Genomic DNA, 19312 nt, shown 5'->3' on the forward strand with positions numbered 1-19312 from the left:
CATGTGGCGGTTTAAATCGCCAGAAGGCGCTGTATCTATCCTGACAGAAAAGTCATTCACGTATCTGGCCAGCTTCTTGCTAGGTAGCGTGAGAGATGGATATCGAAGTCCAAATCAGGCCCTGATCGGGGTCATCAATTTAAGACAAACCAACAACACCCGGGTTGCATATGGCGGAAATTATATCGCCTGCCGGGGGATTGGGGAGCGGTGATGTTAAGGGTTCTTCAACCACGAAGGGCGACTCTGTCGCCAATGCGTGGGCTCCAAGAGCAGCTCAAGCGTTGGTGGATGGCCATGACGAACGAAGAGCAGAGAGATATTGTTGTGCGCGGGGCGACCATTGCGGTCTGTGCCGTCGCTGCGACTGTGACCCTGCCTGTAATCGGCGAACTCCAGTTGGAGAAGCGCGCCGAAGCTGATTTCCGTGCAGAGGCGATGCGCTTGGCCACCATTGAGGATGGCGGCGTGACTGTGCGCTCTGACCCCATGACGCCCAGCCTGCTGGATACGCCATGGATTCGCACGGTGGAGTACACGCTCAAGCGCGATACCGATTCTTCCATGAGCCGCTATGCGATGCGCGACCGTGATGGTGCAGCGCTTTCATCGCTGGTTTCGTTCCGTCCGGAACACATCAAACGCGCTGAAAAGATCAATGACGAGGCGAAATGCCTGTCGCAGGCCATTTATTATGAGGCCGGCACGGAATCGCTGGGCGGCAAGATGGCTGTTGCTGAGGTCATCGCGAACCGCGTTCGTGATCACCGCTATCCCGACAGCATCTGTGATGTGGTTTTCCAGGGTGCCACGCGCACAACGGGCTGCCAGTTCACTTTCACCTGTGACGGGGCCATGAATCGCGCGCCGCGTGGCCGCAATTGGGATACATCCCAGAAGGTTGCTGCCCACGTCCTGATGAACCTCAATGAGGAGCGCACGGGCGGTGCCACGCATTATCACGCGACCTATGTCGACCCGATCTGGAGCGCAGGCCTCATCAAGACTGACAAGATCGGCCTGCACATCTTCTATCGCTTCCCGCGCGGAGCGGAATGGGCCCAGGTCCGCCAGAACTACAATAACAAGCGCGCGCGTGTGATCACCGCCGCTGCTGACCGTGACGTGAACGCGGCCGCGACTTCCGTCATCAAGACACAGGACGAGGCCAAGGTTCAGAAAGTTGCAATGGACGCACCCGCGCCAACGCTTGCGCCTGCATCCGTGACGACATCGACGCGCACGATCACCAATGGCGCGCCAAAGTTCAATGCGGTTCGCAAATCGTCGAACGTATCTTCTTACCAGACCGCACAGGTCACCCGCGCGGCCGCTGGAGCGGGCGCAACAGGCGGCCTGAACTGAAGATCTAGTCTCGCGGGGGCACGCTCTCGCGGACTCGCTTCATGATCGCGCCTGGCATCCAGCGCGACATGAATCTGGCCCGTTCTGCATCTTTTCCGACCATGTAATGCCGATCCTTGCCGTGAGCGGCCTCCCAGGCGCGTTCCGCGGCCATCGAAACCGGATACACGTTCATTCCGTTTTCCCGTAGCTGATCGGACATCTTGTGGTTGGAGCCGTCACGATCTCCCATTTCAAGAATTGGGGTTTCGACGAACCACGGCATCAGGCTGGTGACACGAATATCAAGATCCCGGAACTCGGCATCAAGCGCCTCGGTCAGCCCGCGAACGGCAAACTTTGTTGCAGAATAGACGGCGAGTTGCGGCGATCCCACGATTCCCGCAGTTGAGGCGGTGTTCACAATGCGCGCGCCTGATGTTGCCTTGAGGAGTGGCAGGGACACCTGCACGCCATTCACGACGCCTTTCACATTGATGTCGATGATCGCATCGTTGTCTTCGCCGGTGATGTTTTCAAACCAGCCATGACGGCCGATACCGGCATTGTTGAACAGGACATTCATCGCCCCTTCGGTCGCGTCGCCGAAGTCTTTCACCGCGCCTGCCCAGTCGTCACGGCTGCGCACGTCTAGCTTGGCCTTGATGCAGTTTTTGGCGCCGATTTCGGCTTCCACTTCATCCAGCCCGTCCGTGTTCACGTCGTAGAGACCACAGAACCAGCCGCGCTTTGAAAAATAACGTGCGGTCTCTGCCCCGATTCCGGATGCTGCGCCTGTGATGAATATGCTCTTTCGGCCGCCCGCCTGACTCATGGGCAATTTCCTCCTGCTGTTAGGGACTGATCGCCCTTTTCAGCAGTGTCAGACGACATCCATGCCGACGTCAAGATTGGGAGCCGAATGGGTGAGTGCGCCCACAGAGATATAGTCCACGCCCGTCTCGGCAATTGACGCAACGGTATCCAGATTGACGCCGCCGGAAGCTTCCAGCGTCACGCGGCCTTCATTCATGGTGACCGCGCGGCGCAGCGTGTCCGGGCTCATATTGTCTAGCAGGACAGCGTGCGGACCGTGTTTCAGGGCTTCTTCAAACTGTTCGAGCGTGTCGACCTCAATCTCGATCATGCGGAGATGCCCGGCATAGGCTTTCGCGCGCTCAAGTGCCAAGGCAACGGATCCGTCGCAGGCGGCAATGTGGTTGTCCTTGATCAACACCGCATCATCCAGGCCGTAACGGTGGGCTGTCCCTCCGCCGCAGCGAACAGCGCGCTTTTCCAACGCGCGATGGCCAGGCGTTGTCTTCCTTGTGCAGACAATCGTGGCGGACGTGTGCGAGATTTTCTCCACATAGGCGCGCGTCATGGTCGCAACAGCGGACAGCCGCCCAATGAAGTTCAGCATGGTGCGTTCCGCGGTCAGGATGGATCGGGCGCTGCCGTCCAGACGCGCAACCACGTCTCCAGGCTTCACAGCGGAGCCGTCGCCCATCTGGACGTCCAGTTTCACACTGGAATCAATGAGGGAAAGCGCATGGCTTGCGACATCGATGCCTGCGATCACACCGTTCTGGCGAGCGGCAATGACAACGCTCAGCTGCGTGTCTGGTGCTATGGTTGCATCCGTAGTCAGATCACCGGCGCGGCCAAGGTCTTCAGACAAGGCCAGGCGGACGATGGGGTCAAGGATGATGGCGGGCAGTGGCGGTGGGACGGGCGTCATGGGTGCGCAGTCTCCTCAAAGCTTCTGATCAGGAATTGACGTTCCGGGGCAGTCGTATCCGGATAATCCGAACGATAATGGCCGCCTCGACTTTCTTTGCGGTTGAGTGCAGACTGCACGATCAGGCGCGCAGTTGTCAGGGCGCGGGCAGACCCGTGCGTGGATTGAAGTCGCTCGACCAGTTCCAGAACGCGTGTCATGCCGGCTTCGTCTCTTACGACGCCGCATTTTTCGGACATCGCAGCGCGTAGATCTTGCAGGGCGGCTGTCGGCAGGGTCGCCGGAACATGGCCAGTCGAAGATTGCGGGTCTTTCAGTGTTGCGTCCCGTAAACGTGCTGCAATCCTGTGGGCGAATACAACCGCTTCGAGAAGCGAGTTCGATGCCAGCCTGTTTGCGCCGTGCACACCGGTTGATGTGCATTCGCCGCACACGGACAATCCGTCGAGACTGCTGCGTCCCCAGAAGTCCGGCACGATCCCGCCCATGTGGTAGTGGGCGGCTGGAGCAACGGGGATCATGTCTGTGCGCGGGTCTATACCGGCGGATCGGCACGCCCCGAAGACGGTCGGGAAATGATCCGGGAAATGATCGCCTACGGCCTTCCGGCAATCGAGAAATGCGCCGCGACCAGACAGGCGCTCGGTGTGCACCGCGCGCGCAACTTCATCCCGTGGCGCAAGTTCCGCGAGTTCGTGATAACGGTCCATGAACGCAGCGCCGTCGCGATTGTGCAGTGTGGCGCCTTCCCCGCGCAGGGCTTCTGTCGCGAGCGGTGCGGGATCGCGCCCAATATCAATGGCCGTCGGATGGAATTGCACGAATTCCAGATCTGCCATCAAGGCGCCTGCCTCCCACGCCATTGCTATCGCGTCGCCGCGGGCTTCGGGGGGATTGGTGGTCACTTGGAAAAGGCCGCCGGAGCCACCGGTGCAGAGCACGGTCTCGCGGGCGGTGCGTGTCGAGAGGTTTCCGGAGGTGTCGCGAAGTATCGCGCCAGCAACCTGCAAATTCTTGTCCTGTAGCAGGCCCGTTGCACGCACCCCTTCGATGATGGTGATGTGTGGCGCGGCAGCAACCGCAGCCACCAGCGCGTCCATGATTGCCTTGCCAGCAAGATCACCGGCGACACGAGCGACACGCGGATGGGAATGTGCCGCTTCGAGGGAGAGGGCGAGCGCGCCGTCTGGCGTACGATCGAACGGCACGCCCAGTGCTACCAGATCCCGCACCCTCGCCGGGCCTTCCTCAGCAATCAGGCGGGCAATGATCGGGTCGACCAGTCCAGCCCCGGCCGCGACGGTGTCGGCGGCATGTTGTTCGGGACTGTCTTTCGGGTGGAGCGCTGCGGCAAGGCCACCTTGCGCCCAGGCGGATGAAGCCGCTTGCCCGAGGGGGGCCGGTGAGATGACGGTACAAGGCCGCGGCGCCAATTGTAATGCCAGGAACAGGCCAGCAAGGCCTGCGCCAATGATCAGAACATCGTCATCGCTTGGCCGATCGGCCGTCAGGGTTTGCGGAAACGTCACGGCCACGGATCAGGAGATGCCGTCGGTTGCCCGGCGAAACTCCGCCGGTGCCGTTACAGCTGAAACGAGCGCGCCGAACATTCGGTCTGCGGACTGGACGGTCAGTGTGAAATTGTCAGGGACGTAAACAAGGCCTTCCACTTTCGCTTCCAGCATTTCTTCGATCTGTGAGCGAATGGAGATCTGGTTGCCGAAGCGGCGCGCCTGACAGGACTGGCGTACGACCGAACGGCCCCACATGGAGCACACCTCAACGGCCGTTAGTTCACACGCATACTGGCCGTCCTCCGGATGGGGGGACAGGTACATCGTGCCAGACATCATGCACTCACCACCGCGATAGGGTTTCGTCTGGAAACTCCACGTCCCGATCACGTCGGTCGGGTCAGTTTCGCTCTTGCTGTCGGCATAGGCCGGCGCGCAGGCGAGGAAGCCTGCAAACACCATTGCCGCAAGACCAAGCTTGGCCTGGAACATCCTACCACTCCTCGCACCTGCCGGGCACATTACGCTGTGCCCAGGCATTTGCACACCCCGCAGGGCTGTTAGACCACCATTTCCAGTTCCATGGGTTTCAGCCCGGTTTCGAACGCCAGCGGCTTCTCCATTTTCGGCAGGGCCATCATGGCATCGAGCGCTTCCTTGGCGCGTACGCGAACATCTTCCGGAATGGTGACTTCATACTCGCCGGTCACGAGGCAGTCATAGATGTTTTCCAGCGTGATGCGTTTCATGTGCGGGCAGAGATTGCACGGACGGATGAAGTTCACATTCGGGTTTGCCGAGGCGACATTGTCGCTCATTGAGCATTCCGTCAGCAACACCACCTTGTTCGGGCTTTCCTCCGCCACATAGTTGGCAAGTGCAGACGTCGAGCCGGCAAAGTCAGCGGCTTCCAGCACGTCCGGCGGGCACTCCGGGTGGGCCAGGATGACGACGCCCGGATGCGCCTCGCGAAGTTGGTCAACGTCATCGGCGCTGAACAATTCGTGCACTTCACAGGCGCCAGGCCACGTCATGACGCGAATGCCGGTTTGCGCGGCCACATTCTTCGCCAGATACTGATCCGGGACGAGGATCACTGTGTCGGAATTCCATTCCTGCGCGATGGCTTCCACAACCTGAGCCGCATTGGAGCTGGTGCAGGTGATGTGACACTCGGCCTTCACCTCGGCTGTGCAGTTCACATAGGTGACGATCGGATAATTCGGGAATTTCTCCTTGATCAGGCGCACGTCCGCGCCGGTGATCGACGCTGCAAGTGAGCATCCGGCGCGGGTGTCCGGGATCAGCACCGTTTTCTCAGGCGCCAGGATCTTGGAGGTCTCTGCCATGAAGTGCACGCCAGCCTGAACGATGATGTCGGCATCGACGTTGGCGGCTTCACGGGCGAGCTGAAGACTGTCGCCCCGAAAGTCACCGACCAGTTGGAAGATGTCAGGCGTCATGTAGTTGTGCGCCAGGATGACGGCATTCTTCTCTTTTTTCAGGCGATTGATCGCCGCGACGAGCGGCGCAATCGCGGGCCATTCCATCGGCGTGATGAAATCCTGCACCAATGGGTACAGCGCGTCGGTCTCGGCCTTTACGGCGTCGTCATATGCCAGTCCGCGCGCTTCAGCAGCGGATGCGCCGCGCAGCGGGGTTGGGGTGGGGCAGCCAGGGCCAGAGTCGATAAGACGTGCCATTTGTCGTCCTCCTTGGTTCAGACCGACTTATGCTCGATCTGAGTATAATATGGGCCTGAAGCCTCGCGTTTCAAGGGAATTGACCTTCAAACGTCCGGAGACAGGAGCTCGTGCGACAGAAACTTGAAGCTTATGCGCAGTCTGAGCAAAAGGGGGTTTAGCGCTTTCGGCTCCTTCGGGCAAGTTCAAACTCGTGTGAACGCCACGTCAGCTTTCGTCAAACAGCTCCAACGCCGCCGCTGTCATGGCCTCAACGCCCGTTGCGATGGTGGGGTCATAGTCTGGCGCGAAAAACGGCGAATGCAGCGAGGGCAGGGGTAGGGAACTGTCCTGTGAGGCCTGGTATTTGTCAGGCGAAACTGCGCCGACCCAGAACAGGAGACCAGGAATGTTCTCTTCCGTGCGGCCGAACTGGCTGAAATCTTCGCCGCCCATGACGGGTTGGACTTCTTTCACATTGTCGCTGCCAATCGCGTCGGCCACCGCTGTCATCGCCTTGTCGGCCAAGTCGGCATTGTTGAACAGCGATGGTGTGTAGTCCTGCTCGACCTTGATGATGGGTTCCGGTGCGCCGAACGCGTCGGCCTGCGCTTTGGCGATGCGCTCAATGCCATCGAGCAGCATTTGTCGCGTCGAGTCGTCATAGGAGCGCACGGTGAGCAACAGGGTCGCTTCATCGGAGATGATGTTGTGCTTCGCCCCGGCCTTGAAGGAGCCGACGGTGACAACGGCAGAATCCTGGGGGTTCGTGTTGCGTGAGACGAGACTTTGCAGTGCGACGACAATATGCGACGCGACGAGCACAGGATCCCGCGTGGTGTGCGGGTAGGCGCCATGCCCGCCGACACCTTTCACCGTTATGTCCACGCTGTCGACGTTCGCCATCGCATACCCCTTCGTGTAGACGATCGTGCCTGCTGGCGCAGACGCGGAAACGTGCAGGGCAAGGTTGTAGTCCGGCTGAGGAAAGCGGCTGTAGAGGCCATCGGCCAGCATGGCCTGAGCGCCAAGACCGATCTCTTCAGCGGGCTGGGCAATCATGACCAGCGTGCCACTCCATTCGTCCTTGCGGGCGGCGAGGGCGCGCGCCGTGCCGATCCAGCTGGTCATGTGGATGTCGTGGCCGCAGGCGTGCATCACCGGGCTTTCAACGCCGGTCCAGGTCGTTGAGACGACTTCAGAGGCGAATGGGAAGCCGGTCTGGTCCGGCACGGGCAGGGCGTCCATGTCGGCGCGGATCATCACCGTAGGCCCGTCGCCATTGCGCAACACGCCAACCACGCCATGGCCGCCAACGCCGTCCTTCACTTCGCCGACGTCCTTCATCGCCTTGTCGACGACCCAGTCCTGGCCGATGCCGGTGGTCACCTCGAAGCCAAGATTCTCCAACTCCGATGCCATCAGGGCGGCAGATTTGGCTTCCTTGAAGGACAGCTCCGGATTGGCGTGAAGTTGTTTGTAGATTTCGATCAGTTCCGCGTCGGCCTTGGGCATTGCGGCATTCACTGCTGCGGCGGGTGTCGCCGGGGTGTCGCCATCTGTCGCGGGGCTGGTTTCTGATCCGGTGTCCGAGGCGAGCGTTTGAGGCGTTTCGGTCGAGTCGTTTCCATTCCCGCAGGCAACCAGCGCGAGAGCGAATGAGGAGATGGCAGCAGTGCGAAGCATGAGTTTTGACCCCTGTGTTTATATGGGATTCAGCCTAACCGCCTTTTGCGCGCTGTGAAGGGGGCTAAAATCCCTGCATACAACGGCAATCGCCGGGTTGCGCCGCTGTGCTGCGCTGCATATAAGGGGCGGTCCAAAGGAGATAATCTGCTCATGGCCCGCGTTACTGTTGAAGACTGCGTCGATAAGGTTCCAAACCGCTTCGAGCTCGTCCTGCTTGCCGCACACCGTTCCCGCATGATCCGCGAAGGTTCGCCGATCACTGTGGACCGCGACAATGACAAGGATCCAGTCGTCTCCCTGCGCGAGATTGCCGATGAGTCGGTTGACCTGAAAGTGGTCAAGGAAGCGCTGATCTCCAACCTTCAGGACATTCGCCCAGGCGAAGAGAACGAGCGCGAAGCAGACCGTATGGCTCTGGAGTCCGCACCTGCTGCGACCGAAGAAGACGTCATGCGCGCCTATCAGGCTGAGCTGGAGTCCGGACGGGACGACCGGCTGTAGGAGGCCCAATGGACGGCAGCACCCTTTCCGCAAAGGATGAAGGGGCTGGCGACACGGCTGGCGCAGAAACAACGGCTGCAGAAAAACCTGAGCCGCGCGAAGTACTTACTCGCGCGCAGCTGATTTCAAAAGTCAGGGCCTATCATCCGCGGGTGAAGTCCGAGCTGCTGGGCGCCGCCTACGATTTCGCCAAGAAACATCATGGCGAGCAGATGCGCGATTCCGGAGACGCGTACTATTCCCACCCCGTCGAGGTCGCCAGCCTGCTGGCCGATGTGAAGCTGGACGAGATCACGATCGTCGCCGGCCTGCTGCACGATGTGGTCGAGGATACCGAAATTGACATCGGTGATGTCGAAGTGCGGTTCGGCGCGGATGTCGCCGAACTCGTCGATGGCGTCACCAAGCTCGACAAGCTGGAATACAGCTCCAAGGAATTGGCGCAGGCCGAAAACTTCCAGAAATTCATCCTGGCGACAACCAGCGACATTCGTGTCCTGCTGGTGAAGCTGGCCGATCGTCTGCACAACATGCGCACATTGCACTTCCGCAAGAAGGCATCAAGCCGGGAGCGGACCGCGCGGGAAACGATGGATATTTACGGCCCGCTGGCGCGCCGGGTTGGCCTGTACCAGATCGCTGCCGAAATGGAGGATCTGGCGTTCCAGGAACTCAATCCCGAAGCGCGTCGGGCCATTCTGTACCGACAGGAAGAGCTGGCGCTGGAAAATGCGGGTGACCTGGAACGTATCCGCGAAGCGCTGCAAGAGCTGATGGAAGAGTCCGGCATTGCCTGCCGGATCAAGGGCCGGAAGAAACAGCCCTATTCGCTGTGGCGGAAGCTGGAGAAGAAATCCATTTCTTTCAGGGATGTGGCCGATCTGTTCGCATTCCGTGTGATCGTCAGCTCGGTTGAGGATTGCTACCGTGTGCTGGGCAAGGTTCACGCGCTCTGGGCCTGCATTCCGGATCGGTTTCGGGACTATATCTCGGTGCCGAAACCAAACGGCTATGCGAGCCTTCACACCACTGTGCGCGCGTCCGGCAATCGCCGAGTGGAGTTGCAGATCCGCACCGAAGAGATGGACCGCACGGCCGAGTTCGGCGTCGCAGCGCATTGGGGCTACAAGAATCATTCCTATGGGTTTGATGTCGATTCTGCGCGCGCGGCAGGACTAGACCCCGCAGCCAACCTGGAAGCGTTCGCCGAGCTCATTCAGGATGGCGGCGATCCGAGCGAGTTCATGGAACACGCCAAGCTGGAGATGTATCGCGAGCACGTGTTCGCGTTCACGCCGAAGGGCAAGTTGATTATCCTGCCGGCCGGCGCGATGCCGCTGGACTTCGCCTATGCGGTCCACTCGGCTGTCGGCGACACATGCGTCGGCGCGAAGATCAATGGTGAGATCAAGCCGCTGCGCCGTCCATTGAAGAATGGCGATGTTGTCGAGGTCATCCGGGGCAAGGCCCCACAGGCCATCCACGGCTGGGAGGCGCTGGCCATTACCGGACGGGCGCGCTCTGCCATGCGGAAGCTGGTGCGCGATAAGGAAACAACCGAATTCCGCCGTCTCGGCCAGGGCCTCATCAACATGGCGTTGCGCCGTGCCGGGATTGATCCGGTTGATGTGAAGATGAACCATACGGCACGCCTCGCCGGGTTTGAAAACCTTGAAGAAATGGCCGAGGCGCTTGGGCGCGGGCGCATCTCTTCAAACGATGTGATCGTGGCGGCGTTTCCGGGCTATCGCCCCGAACGCGAGGATGACCCGAGCAAGGTGCGGATGGACAGCGAGCACACGCCGCTGATGGTGTCTGGCAATGATTTGTCGCCGGGTGTCACCCTGCACCTGGGCAAATGCTGCTGCCCATTGCCAGGCGACCGGATTATGGGGGTTCATGAGCCGGGACAAGGCATTGTCGTACACGTCGCGAGTTGCCCGAAACTGGCTGAATATGACGACAAGCCAGACCTGTGGGTCGACCTGCGCTGGACGGAATTGGCGCGGACCGGAGCAATTGCGATTGGCCGGATTCGCATCAATGCCTCGAACGAACGCGGCGTGTTGGCGAAGCTGTGCGCAGCTGTGGCTCAGGCCGGTGGAAACATCACCAGCATCCACACTGTCGACCGTCATGAGGATTTTACCGAGATCCTGATGGAAATTGAGGTTGAAGACCTGAAGCGCCTGACGCAGATACTGGCCGCGCTCCGGTCGATCGCGGTGGTCGACCGGGCAGTTCGCGACCAGGAGGGCGAAGATGACGAATGATGATGTGCTGAACGTATTCCGCGAGGCCGGGGCTTTGCTGGAGGGGCATTTCATCCTGTCATCCGGTCGCCGCAGCCCGGTATTCCTTCAGAAGGCGCTGGTGTTTTCGCAGCCTGACCTGTCGGAAAAGCTGTGCAAGGCGCTGGCAGAAAAGCTGACGGCAGAGTTTGGCAAGATCGATGTCGTCGCCGGGCCGGCGGTCGGTGGCATCATTCCAGGCTATGAGCTGGCGCGCCAGTTGGGCGCTCGCTCGATCTTTGCGGAGCGGGTCGATGGCCAGCTTCAGTTCCGCCGGGGCTTCTCGATTGCGGAGGGTGAGCGCGTCCTGATCGCTGAAGACATTGTGACCACGGGCTTGTCGTTCCGCGAGACGGTCGAGGCGCTGGACAAGCTGCCCGGTGAGGTCGTCGGTGGCGCTTGCATCATTGACCGTTCGAATGGCCGCGCCGATGTCGGCTGCAAGCTGGTCTCGCTCGCGGCGGTGGATTTCCCCGACTATGACGCCAATGATTTGCCGCCAGATCTCGCGGAGATTGAGGCAGTCAAGCCTGGCTCGCGGGGCCTTGCCTGATGGCAGACCGGCTTCGCCTGGGTGTGAACATTGATCACGTCGCGACCATTCGCAACGCGCGCGGCGGGGATCATCCAGACCCCATGCGGGCGGCGGAAATCGCAGCGGCAGCCGGGGCCGACGGCATCACGATCCATCTGCGCGAGGATCGCCGACATATTCGCGATGGCGATCTGGAGGCCATCCGCGCCGCGTCCAGCCTGCCGATCAATCTGGAGATGGCGGCTACGGAAGAAATGACGGATATCGCCTGCCGATTCCGTCCGCATGCCGCCTGTATCGTTCCGGAAAAGCGCGAAGAGCGCACCACCGAAGGCGGCCTGGATGTGGCCGGCCTGCACAACCAGATTGCACCTGTGGTTCGTCGACTGAATGAGTCCGGCGCGCGTGTATCACTCTTCATTGAGCCAGACCCCGTCCAGATTGCGGTGGCGGAAGTCCTGCAGGCGCCTGTGGTAGAGTTGCACACCGGGAAATATGCCGAACTCTGGATCGAAGGTGGGTTGGAAGCCGCAGCGCCGGAGCTGGAGCGTCTGAAGATTGCCGCCGCAGAAGCGCGCAAGCGCGGTGTCGAGCCCCATGCCGGTCATGGTCTGACCTTCGAGAATGTCGGTCCGGTGGCTGCCATTCCGGAAATCGCGGAGCTCAATATCGGCCACTTCCTGATTGGTGAGGCTATCTTCATTGGTCTGGACGCGGCGATCAAGGAGATGCGGCGCCTGATGGACGAAGCCAGAGACAAGGCTGACGCATGATCATCGGTATCGGGAATGATCTTTGCAATATCGAGCGGATCGAGAAGACGCTCGAGCGCTATGGCGAACGGTTCGAGAACCGGGTCTTCACGGAAACAGAGATTGCGCTTGCACGGCGGCGTCGCCGTACGGCGGAGACCTATGCCAAGCGGTTCGCCGCGAAGGAAGCCTGCGCCAAGGCGCTGGGCACGGGCGTGCCGCGCCGCGGGGTGCACTGGAAACATTTGGGCGTGGTGAACCTGCCGACGGGAAAGCCGACGCTGGCGCTGACGGGCGGTGCGGCCGAGCGGCTCGCCACAATGGTTCCGGAAGGTCATGAAGCGGTTATCCATTTGACGATCACGGACGATCACCCCTGGGCTGAGGCCCAGGTGATCATCGAAGCACTTCCGGTGCAGAAGCCATGACCCCAACCCGTCCGAAACGCACGCGCCTACGCAGCAAGGGAAAGGCCAATCAGCCGTCCTTGACAGACGCAGACCTGAAATCTGTCGAGGCGATCCTTGGCCACAAGTTCAAGACACCTGACACATTGATCCGGGCCCTGACGCATCCAAGTGCGGTATCCTCGGCAGACTCTGTGCGGCTTTCCAATCAGCGCCTGGAATTCCTGGGCGACCGTGTGTTGAATCTGGTTATCGCGGACCGGTTGATTGATCGCCGGCGCCTTGAGAGCGAAGGCGATCTTGCCCCACGTCTCAATGGATTTGTGAAGAAGGGCGCCTGCGCCGAGGCGATGCGCCATCTGGGGCTGTCGAAATATCTCATCATGTCGGATGGAGAGATTGCTTCCGGCGGGCGCGAGCGAGAGTCGACCCTTGGCGACGCATGCGAGGCGATCATCGGCGCGATCTATCTTGATGCCGGGCTGTCCACTGCGCGAAAATTCATCGAAAAAGGCTGGGCCCCACAGTTTCAGGCACCATTGGCAGAAGCCAAGGATCCCAAGACGCTGCTGCAGGAATGGGCGCAGGGGCAGGGCCTGCCACTGCCGGATTATGACGTGCTCAACCGCTCCGGCCCGGATCATGCGCCGACCTATGAAATCCAGGTGCGAGTCGATAACCGGGGCAGCGCTGTTGCCGTGGGCTCGTCAAAGCGCGATGCTGAGCGTAATGCTGCGGCCCTCCTTCTGAAAAGTCTGACCGAACCGAAATGACAGATATCCCCATCACCCGTGCCGGATTTGCCGCCATCATCGGCGCGCCGAATGCCGGCAAGTCCACTCTGACCAATCGCCTTGTCGGCACCAAGGTCGCCATCGTGACCCACAAGGTGCAGACAACGCGCTTTCCCGTGCGCGGCGTGGCGCAGCTGGACGGCACCCAGATCGTGCTGGTTGATACGCCGGGGATCTTCGCTGCGAAGCGGAGGCTTGACCGTGCCATGGTCAAGGCGGCCTGGAGCGGCGCAGAAGACGCGGATGCCATCGTGCACCTGATCGATGCGTCGGCTTGGGTTGCAGAGCGTGAAAACAAGGTGGACGGTGCGCAGAAGAAGTCTCTCGAAGACGACCGGCGCGTAATCGAGCAACTGAAACAGAGCGGTCGCAAGGCGTTTCTGGCGCTGAACAAGATTGACCTCTTCCCGCACGACCAGATCCTGCCGATCATCGCGGAGCTGAACGAGACGGGTGTCTATGATGAGATCTTCATGATCTCGGCCGAGAATGGCGACGGTGTGGAGGCGCTGGAAAAAGCGGTCGCAGCGCGCATGCCCGAAGGCCCGGCGCTTTATCCGCCAGATCAAATCGCAGACTTGCCGATGCGCCTGCTGGCGGCGGAAGTGACGCGCGAGAAGTTGATGCTGCGACTGCATCAGGAGCTGCCGTATCAGCTGATGGTCGAGACCGAGAGCTGGGAAGAGCGCAAGGATGGGTCTGTCCGTGTGCAGCAGGTTGTGATCGTCGGGCGGGAAAACCACAAATCCATGGTGCTGGGTAAAGGCGGCGCGGCCATCAAGGATGTTGGCCGCAAGGCGCGCGAGGAATTGTCCGAGATGCTGGGGCGGAAGGTGCATCTGTTCCTGTTCGTCAAAGTCGATGAGCGCTGGCAAGAGCGCCGCGAGAGCTATCAGGGGTTGGGTCTGGAGTTTGATGTTTGAACTGGTCCGATGACGGCATAATCCTCGGCGGTCGCCGTTTCGGGGAAGGTGGCCTCATCCTCGATGTTCTGACCCGTACACGCGGTCGCCGATCAGGCCTTGTCTATGGCGGATCATCCCGCAAGCGCCGGGCGCAATATGAAGCCGGGAACTCTGTTTCGCTTAGCTGGACAGGCCGTTTGGAGGACTCGCTCGGGCGCTTTGACGTGGCAGAGGCGAGCCGCGAGCGCGCCGCGCGCGTGCTGGACGATCCGGCGGCACTTGCCGCCATCTCCGCGATTACGGCCATATTGCGCGGCGGGCTAGATGAGGGCGACGCTGCGGGCTCTGCCCTGTTTGATGCGACGGAATTGCTGCTCGACCAGATCGAGGCGCGGGAAATCTGGCCCGCGCTCTATGTGCGTTGGGAGCTCGGCCTTCTGTCTGCCCTGGGCTTTGGGCTGGATCTGGATGAGTGCGCGCTGTCTGGCGCGAATGATGGCTTGACCCATGTGTCGCCGAAGACAGGGCGCGCCGTGCGCGGGTCCGAAGCCGAAGAATATGTCGACCGCCTGCTGCGCCTGCCTCTTTTCCTGACAACGCCCACTGCCCACGTCGCGCCAGACGACATTGCAGACGGGCTGACGCTGACAGGATATTTCATGGAAGAGCGGTTGTTCGGCGGGCTTAATCGCGGCATGCCGCCAGAGCGCACGCGGCTCGTGGGGCGTATCCTGAAATCGCGCCAGTCCTAGACTGCCATGTTCAGAAGCCATTCATTTTCCAGTGTGCTAGGTAGCGCGTGAGGAATGGGGCGTTCCGTGCGAATGAAAAAGGCTGATGCCATGAAGAAAACACTGTTTGCCGCAACCGCCATTGCCACTTTGGGACTGGCGGGCTGTATCCATGTTGATGCAGATGAACATGGTCGCGACGCGATCTATGAAAATACCGAGACCGCGCTGCGTGTCTGTGGCGGCGAGGGCCGAGTAAAGGAAGTCAACGAAGACGGCTTCAAATGCCTTGACTGATTAGGTCACCGGCACACTTTTCCCCCGCCCATGTCGAGATGAAAATGATCGGCATGGGCGGCATTGTATTCAGGCCCCAGCGTCACTGAGAACAGGTCACACGCGCCTTCATGCAGGCGGCGCAGGAATTTCTGTTCGGCCCCGCCGCCACCCCAATGGGTTTTCACATTGATGTGGCGACCATCTTCCAGCCGAAACCCTGCAATGTCGATTGCATTGCCGAGCCCGTGCTGGGACATGCGCCCCGTGCCAGCAATGTTACGACAGGAAAAGCTGCCATAGGTTTCCACCCGCGCGATGGGTGAGCCGAGGATCTCCACCGCCGCGGGGCGGGCGACATGACGCTCCCATGTATACAGCGCAGCGGCCTGAGCGCACGTCATGCGCAAGGTGGCAGAGTACGGCGTGAGTGTCTGGTCTAGTGTTAGCGCATCATAGAGGCCGCAACTGCCGGCCATGTCCTGATCTTCCAGTGGCGTATACAGCACGCCCGCCTCGTCCAGCGCGGTGAAGCAGAGTTCCCGGTTCTTCTTGGCGCGTGTCAGCTTGTGCCATGTGCCCATGCCAGGTGGCTCGGTCAGGTCAATCGGGGCAAAGGGGTTATGGCGCGGCGGGGCGAGCCAGAAGAATGTCAGAACGCACAGCACGGGTACGCCAATCAGGATGATCCATGCCTTGATTGCATTCATCTGCAGCTGTGCCCTTTTCCTTTCCTTAACCAAAGTCTCGTTTGTGTTAACGTGCTCCGGCCCGTGAGTCGCTGACTTTAATCAAGGGCCTGCACCAGAATGTGGCACGAACTGCAATGAGGCCAGAATGTCCGATTTGATTGACGGCACGCCGGAAGACCGGATCATCAACGAGCCGATGAGCGAGGCGCTTTCCAAGCGCTATCTCGCCTATGCGCTCTCGACGATTACCGCCCGGGCTCTGCCGGATGTGCGCGACGGCCTGAAGCCCGTCCAGCGCCGTATCCTGTATGGTATGCGTGTCCTGAAGCTCGACCCTGAAGGCGGCTATCGCAAGTGCGCCAAGATCGTCGGCGACGTGATGGGTAACTTCCACCCGCATGGCGACAGCTCGATCTATGACACGCTGGTGCGCCTCGCACAGGATTTCACCGTCCGCTATCCGCTGGTCGATGGACAGGGCAATTTCGGCAATATCGACGGTGATAGTGCCGCTGCCTATCGTTATACCGAAGCACGGATGACGGTTGCCGCCGAGTTGCTGCTGGATGGCCTCAACGAGAACGCAGTCGATTTCCGCGCCAATTATGCCGAGAATGATGAAGAGCCGGTCGTTCTGCCTGCCGGTTTCCCGAACCTGCTGGCCAATGGTGCGAGCGGCATCGCGGTCGGCATGGCGACGTCGATTCCACCTCATAATGCGGCGGAATTGATTGATGCGGCACGGCTTCTGATCGAGAAGCCGAAAGCCACGACCGAAGAATTGATGGATTTCGTGAAGGGGCCTGATTTCCCGACGGGCGGCATCATCGTCGAGACCAAGGAAGCGATGATCCAGGCCTATGAGACCGGTCGGGGCAGCTTCCGCATGCGGGCGCGCTGGGAAGTCGAGGACACAGGCCGGGGCACCTATCAGATCGTCGTGACCGAGATCCCGTATCAGGTGCAGAAATCCCGCCTGCTTGAGAAGCTGGGCGAGTTGATCGAAGCCAAGAAACTGCCGCTTCTGGACGATGTGCGCGATGAGAGCGCTGAGGATGTGCGGCTTGTGCTGGTGCCGCGCTCCAAGACGGTTGAGCCGGAAGTGCTGATGGAAAGCCTTTACAAGGTCTGCGATCTTGAAACGCGCTTCAGCCTGAACATGAACGTCCTGCACAAGGGCGCGCCGCAGGTAATGGGCCTGAAGGACGTATTGCAAGCCTATCTGGACCACCGGCGCGAAGTCGTGGTGCGCCGTGCGGAATTCCGCCTCGACAAGATCGAGAAGCGCCTGCACCTGCTCGATGGTTACCTGATCGCCTATCTCAATATTGATGAGGTGATCCGGATCATTCGGTATGAGGACGAACCAAAAGAGGTTCTCATGTCGACCTTCAACCTGACTGACACGCAGGCTGAAGCGATCCTCAATCTCCGTTTGCGGGCATTGCGCAAGCTGGAGGAAATGGAAATTCGCGGCGAGCATGATCGCCTGATGAAAGAGCGCGAAGAGCTGACCAAGCTGATCGGCTCCACGCGTCGCCAATGGAGTAAGGTGTCCAAGGAGCTGAAGGAAGCGCGCGATGCGTTCGATCCGGAGTCCGAGCTTGGCCGCCGCCGCGCGACGTTCGGGGAAGTCGCGGAAGTTGATCTCGCCGCCGCGCTTGAAGCCACCCTGCCGAAGGAGCCCCTGACGATTGTGCTGTCCCAGCAGGGCTGGATCCGCGGCATGAAGGGGCATGGCCTCGATCCGGAATCCGCCAAGTTCAAGGATGGCGATGCGCTCTATCTCGCTGAAGAGGTGATGAGCACGGACAAGATCATCTTGATGGCGTCGGATGGCCGCGCGTTCACCTTGCCGGCAGACAAGCTGCCTGGCGGGCGCGGGCATGGCGAGCCGATCCGCCTGTCAATCGATCTGGAAGACAGTGTCGACATCGTCGCCATGTTCCGGTTTGAGCCGGAGCGCAAACGCGTTGTCGCATCGACCGAAGGCTATGGCTTCGTGGTCGAGGAAAAGGAACTGGAGTCCAATCGGAAAGCCGGCAAGCAGGCGGTAAATACGGGTAAGGGCGAATTGACGGTCTGCACGCCGGTTGAAGGCGACATGCTGGCCGTGGTCGGATCAAATCGCAAATTGCTGATCTTCCCGCTGGACGAGCTGCCGGAGATGGCACGCGGCAAGGGCAACAAGCTGCAATCCTATAGCGGCAAGCACACGCTGAAAGACCTGATGACCTTCGACAAGCGCGATGGCCTGATTGTCATGACCGGTGGTCGCCACCGTGCCTTCCCGGAATGGGAAGAATGGATCGGCAAACGCTCACAGGCCGGCAAGACGGTTCCGAAGGGTTTCCCACGCAGCGGAACGTTCAACGGCTAGCTCGAAGGAGCGAGACCGAAGGCTTTGTAGGCGTCCTTCCGATTGCCCCAATAGGGCGTGATGTGATCGGGAATTTGCAGGCGGCTTGTCGGCTGCCCCTCGAACGGCGCTGTGGGCGCCGGGCCAACCAGTACGGCATTGAATTGACCGCCACGGGCATTATTCAGTATCCAGTGAGGGCGTTTGCCGACCAGCCTTTTGACATCCTGACGGAAGAAACGGCTTGCGTCGCGATACTCCTGCTCCCATTGCTCCTTGTAGTGACTAAGGTCCACATTGGGGTTGAGCTTCCTGGCAGACGCAACGCGTTCCTTCACTGGAATAGCGCGCCCTTTACCACCGACATAGCACTTCTGCGTTGGGGAGTTGTCATAGGAGATAAAGCCAGTGCGAGCTGCGTCGACGCCATTTGCGATCGCGCCTGCATTATACGAATTCACCACAACGCCATCTATCTCGACGCCCGGCGCGCGCTGGATGTTCCATAGGACGGAATCATATGAGGTGAGGTATAGGAATACCGGCGCGCTGGTATCCGTAACGAGCACATCTATCTGTCTGGAATTAGCAACAGCATTTCCTATCGCCATGCCAATAGCTTCCCGCTGCATGGCCGTCTTTGCTTTCTTCTTTTGCTCCCGAACCAATGCTTCACGTTCGGCGATCGCCTCCGGCGTATCCTTGCGGTCGATGTGGTGGAGGGGTGTGGTGATGCCGCCGCCATAGGTGTAGACATAGGCGGCCTTGGCGCGGGAACTGGCCTTTGGAGTTCTGCAGGATGCGCTTGTGCGTACTGCCTCTAGCGGGGCGGGCTGTGTGCTCGGACGTAGTGAAGGCGTGCCGGAGGAGACTGCTCCGTAAACTGTCGGGGCGACGTCGTCGGTTACCACAAGCGGCATGGACGGATCCATCGATGCGCTGCCGCCATTGCCGCATGCCGAGATGATCACAAGGGCCGATGCCCAGATGAGATGGCGCATATTCACCCTCCCTACAGTTCGGTCTTTCGAAGACGATAGGACTGTAAAGTTTCGATAGGGTTGATTTGAAGGAGGCAAATTCCACCCGCCGGCGCAAT

The 19312-nt window shown here is 60.3% G+C and carries 19 protein-coding genes; 11 read left to right on the plus strand and 8 right to left on the minus strand.

The window, feature by feature from the left end; genetic code table 11:
- Window positions 1–297 precede the first annotated feature (297 nt).
- On the plus strand, window positions 298–1365 hold the full coding sequence (locus HY36_RS12125) for a cell wall hydrolase (protein ID WP_241764196.1): 1068 nt from the start codon (window positions 298–300) through the stop codon (window positions 1363–1365).
- Window positions 1366–1369: 4 nt separating this feature from the next.
- Here the strand turns inward: HY36_RS12125 and HY36_RS12130 are convergent, their stop codons facing one another.
- From HY36_RS12130 to HY36_RS12155, 6 genes are all read right to left on the minus strand, one after another.
- The gene (locus HY36_RS12130; protein ID WP_035553112.1) at window positions 1370–2179 is read right to left on the minus strand and encodes an SDR family oxidoreductase; all 810 of its coding nucleotides are present in this window, start codon (window positions 2177–2179) and stop codon (window positions 1370–1372) included.
- 48 nt (window positions 2180–2227) lie between these two features.
- A complete protein-coding gene (gene nadC / locus HY36_RS12135) occupies window positions 2228–3085 on the minus strand; it encodes a carboxylating nicotinate-nucleotide diphosphorylase (protein ID WP_035553115.1) in 858 nt (285 codons plus the stop codon).
- Window positions 3082–4620: an L-aspartate oxidase gene (locus HY36_RS12140; RefSeq protein WP_241764197.1), complete on the minus strand. Its 1539-nt coding sequence runs from the start codon at window positions 4618–4620 to the stop codon at window positions 3082–3084. Before HY36_RS12140 ends, nadC begins: the two co-directional genes overlap by 4 nt.
- A gap of 3 nt (window positions 4621–4623) precedes the next feature.
- A complete protein-coding gene (locus tag HY36_RS12145) occupies window positions 4624–5091 on the minus strand; it encodes a hypothetical protein (protein ID WP_035553118.1) in 468 nt (155 codons plus the stop codon).
- 68 nt (window positions 5092–5159) lie between these two features.
- Window positions 5160–6302 (minus strand): quinolinate synthase NadA, encoded by a 1143-nt coding sequence (nadA, locus tag HY36_RS12150; protein WP_035553120.1) that lies wholly within the window; start codon window positions 6300–6302, stop codon window positions 5160–5162.
- Between the two features lie 207 nt (window positions 6303–6509).
- Window positions 6510–7796: an amidohydrolase gene (locus HY36_RS12155; protein WP_035553412.1), complete on the minus strand. Its 1287-nt coding sequence runs from the start codon at window positions 7794–7796 to the stop codon at window positions 6510–6512.
- Window positions 7797–8120: 324 nt separating this feature from the next.
- On the opposite strand from HY36_RS12155, the gene rpoZ reads away from it, so the two are divergent.
- The 9 genes from rpoZ to HY36_RS12200 all read left to right on the plus strand — a co-directional run bounded on the left by rpoZ (window position 8121) and on the right by HY36_RS12200 (window position 15183).
- Window positions 8121–8471 carry a DNA-directed RNA polymerase subunit omega gene (gene rpoZ, locus HY36_RS12160; RefSeq protein WP_035553123.1) on the plus strand — a complete coding sequence of 117 codons (351 nt, stop codon included), beginning with the start codon at window positions 8121–8123 and terminating at the stop codon, window positions 8469–8471.
- A gap of 8 nt (window positions 8472–8479) precedes the next feature.
- Entirely contained in the window at window positions 8480–10744 is a 2265-nt protein-coding gene (locus HY36_RS12165; RefSeq protein ID WP_035553125.1) for a RelA/SpoT family protein, read from the plus strand.
- A complete protein-coding gene (gene pyrE, locus HY36_RS12170) occupies window positions 10734–11315 on the plus strand; it encodes an orotate phosphoribosyltransferase (RefSeq protein WP_035553127.1) in 582 nt (193 codons plus the stop codon). The genes HY36_RS12165 and pyrE overlap by 11 nt, the downstream gene beginning before the upstream one ends.
- On the plus strand, window positions 11315–12070 hold the full coding sequence (locus HY36_RS12175) for a pyridoxine 5'-phosphate synthase (RefSeq protein ID WP_035553130.1): 756 nt from the start codon (window positions 11315–11317) through the stop codon (window positions 12068–12070). Before pyrE ends, HY36_RS12175 begins: the two co-directional genes overlap by 1 nt.
- Window positions 12067–12477, plus strand: a complete 411-nt coding sequence (acpS, locus tag HY36_RS12180) for a holo-ACP synthase (protein ID WP_035553132.1) — start codon at window positions 12067–12069, stop codon at window positions 12475–12477. Before HY36_RS12175 ends, acpS begins: the two co-directional genes overlap by 4 nt.
- The gene (rnc, locus tag HY36_RS12185; protein WP_081806175.1) at window positions 12474–13229 is read left to right on the plus strand and encodes a ribonuclease III; all 756 of its coding nucleotides are present in this window, start codon (window positions 12474–12476) and stop codon (window positions 13227–13229) included. The genes acpS and rnc overlap by 4 nt, the downstream gene beginning before the upstream one ends.
- Window positions 13226–14173: a GTPase Era gene (gene era / locus HY36_RS12190; protein ID WP_035553134.1), complete on the plus strand. Its 948-nt coding sequence runs from the start codon at window positions 13226–13228 to the stop codon at window positions 14171–14173. The genes rnc and era overlap by 4 nt, the downstream gene beginning before the upstream one ends.
- Window positions 14170–14907, plus strand: a complete 738-nt coding sequence (recO, locus tag HY36_RS12195) for a DNA repair protein RecO (protein ID WP_035553137.1) — start codon at window positions 14170–14172, stop codon at window positions 14905–14907. Before era ends, recO begins: the two co-directional genes overlap by 4 nt.
- 72 nt (window positions 14908–14979) lie before the next feature.
- Window positions 14980–15183 carry a hypothetical protein gene (locus tag HY36_RS12200; protein ID WP_035553140.1) on the plus strand — a complete coding sequence of 68 codons (204 nt, stop codon included), beginning with the start codon at window positions 14980–14982 and terminating at the stop codon, window positions 15181–15183.
- Between the two features lie 5 nt (window positions 15184–15188).
- Here HY36_RS12200 and HY36_RS12205 read toward each other — a convergent pair whose 3' ends face one another.
- Entirely contained in the window at window positions 15189–15872 is a 684-nt protein-coding gene (locus HY36_RS12205) for an extensin family protein (RefSeq protein ID WP_035553143.1), read from the minus strand.
- Between the two features lie 127 nt (window positions 15873–15999).
- Between HY36_RS12205 and parC the strand changes: the two genes are divergently transcribed.
- Window positions 16000–18234 (plus strand): DNA topoisomerase IV subunit A, encoded by a 2235-nt coding sequence (gene parC, locus HY36_RS12210; protein WP_035553146.1) that lies wholly within the window; start codon window positions 16000–16002, stop codon window positions 18232–18234.
- Here parC and HY36_RS12215 read toward each other — a convergent pair.
- Window positions 18231–19214 carry a hypothetical protein gene (locus HY36_RS12215; protein ID WP_035553149.1) on the minus strand — a complete coding sequence of 328 codons (984 nt, stop codon included), beginning with the start codon at window positions 19212–19214 and terminating at the stop codon, window positions 18231–18233. The genes parC and HY36_RS12215 overlap by 4 nt on opposite strands.
- Window positions 19215–19312: the final 98 nt, after the last annotated feature.

Source organism: Hyphomonas atlantica corrig. (genome assembly GCF_000682715.1).
In the GTDB taxonomy this organism is placed as follows: domain Bacteria; phylum Pseudomonadota; class Alphaproteobacteria; order Caulobacterales; family Hyphomonadaceae; genus Hyphomonas; species Hyphomonas atlantica.

Coding starts and splice junctions, on each gene's coding strand:
- HY36_RS12125 (WP_241764196.1), top strand. CDS start 298: ATGACGAACGAAGAGCAGAGAGATATTGTTGTGCGCGGGGCGACCATT.
- nadA (WP_035553120.1), bottom strand. CDS start 6,302: ATGGCACGTCTTATCGACTCTGGCCCTGGCTGCCCCACCCCAACCCCG.
- HY36_RS12130 (WP_035553112.1), bottom strand. CDS start 2,179: ATGAGTCAGGCGGGCGGCCGAAAGAGCATATTCATCACAGGCGCAGCA.
- pyrE (WP_035553127.1), top strand. CDS start 10,734: ATGACGAATGATGATGTGCTGAACGTATTCCGCGAGGCCGGGGCTTTG.
- HY36_RS12205 (WP_035553143.1), bottom strand. CDS start 15,872: ATGAATGCAATCAAGGCATGGATCATCCTGATTGGCGTACCCGTGCTG.
- rnc (WP_081806175.1), top strand. CDS start 12,474: ATGACCCCAACCCGTCCGAAACGCACGCGCCTACGCAGCAAGGGAAAG.
- HY36_RS12215 (WP_035553149.1), bottom strand. CDS start 19,214: ATGCGCCATCTCATCTGGGCATCGGCCCTTGTGATCATCTCGGCATGC.
- HY36_RS12155 (WP_035553412.1), bottom strand. CDS start 7,796: ATGCCCAAGGCCGACGCGGAACTGATCGAAATCTACAAACAACTTCAC.
- nadC (WP_035553115.1), bottom strand. CDS start 3,085: ATGACGCCCGTCCCACCGCCACTGCCCGCCATCATCCTTGACCCCATC.
- HY36_RS12145 (WP_035553118.1), bottom strand. CDS start 5,091: ATGTTCCAGGCCAAGCTTGGTCTTGCGGCAATGGTGTTTGCAGGCTTC.
- rpoZ (WP_035553123.1), top strand. CDS start 8,121: ATGGCCCGCGTTACTGTTGAAGACTGCGTCGATAAGGTTCCAAACCGC.
- parC (WP_035553146.1), top strand. CDS start 16,000: ATGTCCGATTTGATTGACGGCACGCCGGAAGACCGGATCATCAACGAG.
- acpS (WP_035553132.1), top strand. CDS start 12,067: ATGATCATCGGTATCGGGAATGATCTTTGCAATATCGAGCGGATCGAG.
- HY36_RS12165 (WP_035553125.1), top strand. CDS start 8,480: ATGGACGGCAGCACCCTTTCCGCAAAGGATGAAGGGGCTGGCGACACG.
- HY36_RS12175 (WP_035553130.1), top strand. CDS start 11,315: ATGGCAGACCGGCTTCGCCTGGGTGTGAACATTGATCACGTCGCGACC.
- era (WP_035553134.1), top strand. CDS start 13,226: ATGACAGATATCCCCATCACCCGTGCCGGATTTGCCGCCATCATCGGC.
- HY36_RS12200 (WP_035553140.1), top strand. CDS start 14,980: ATGAAAAAGGCTGATGCCATGAAGAAAACACTGTTTGCCGCAACCGCC.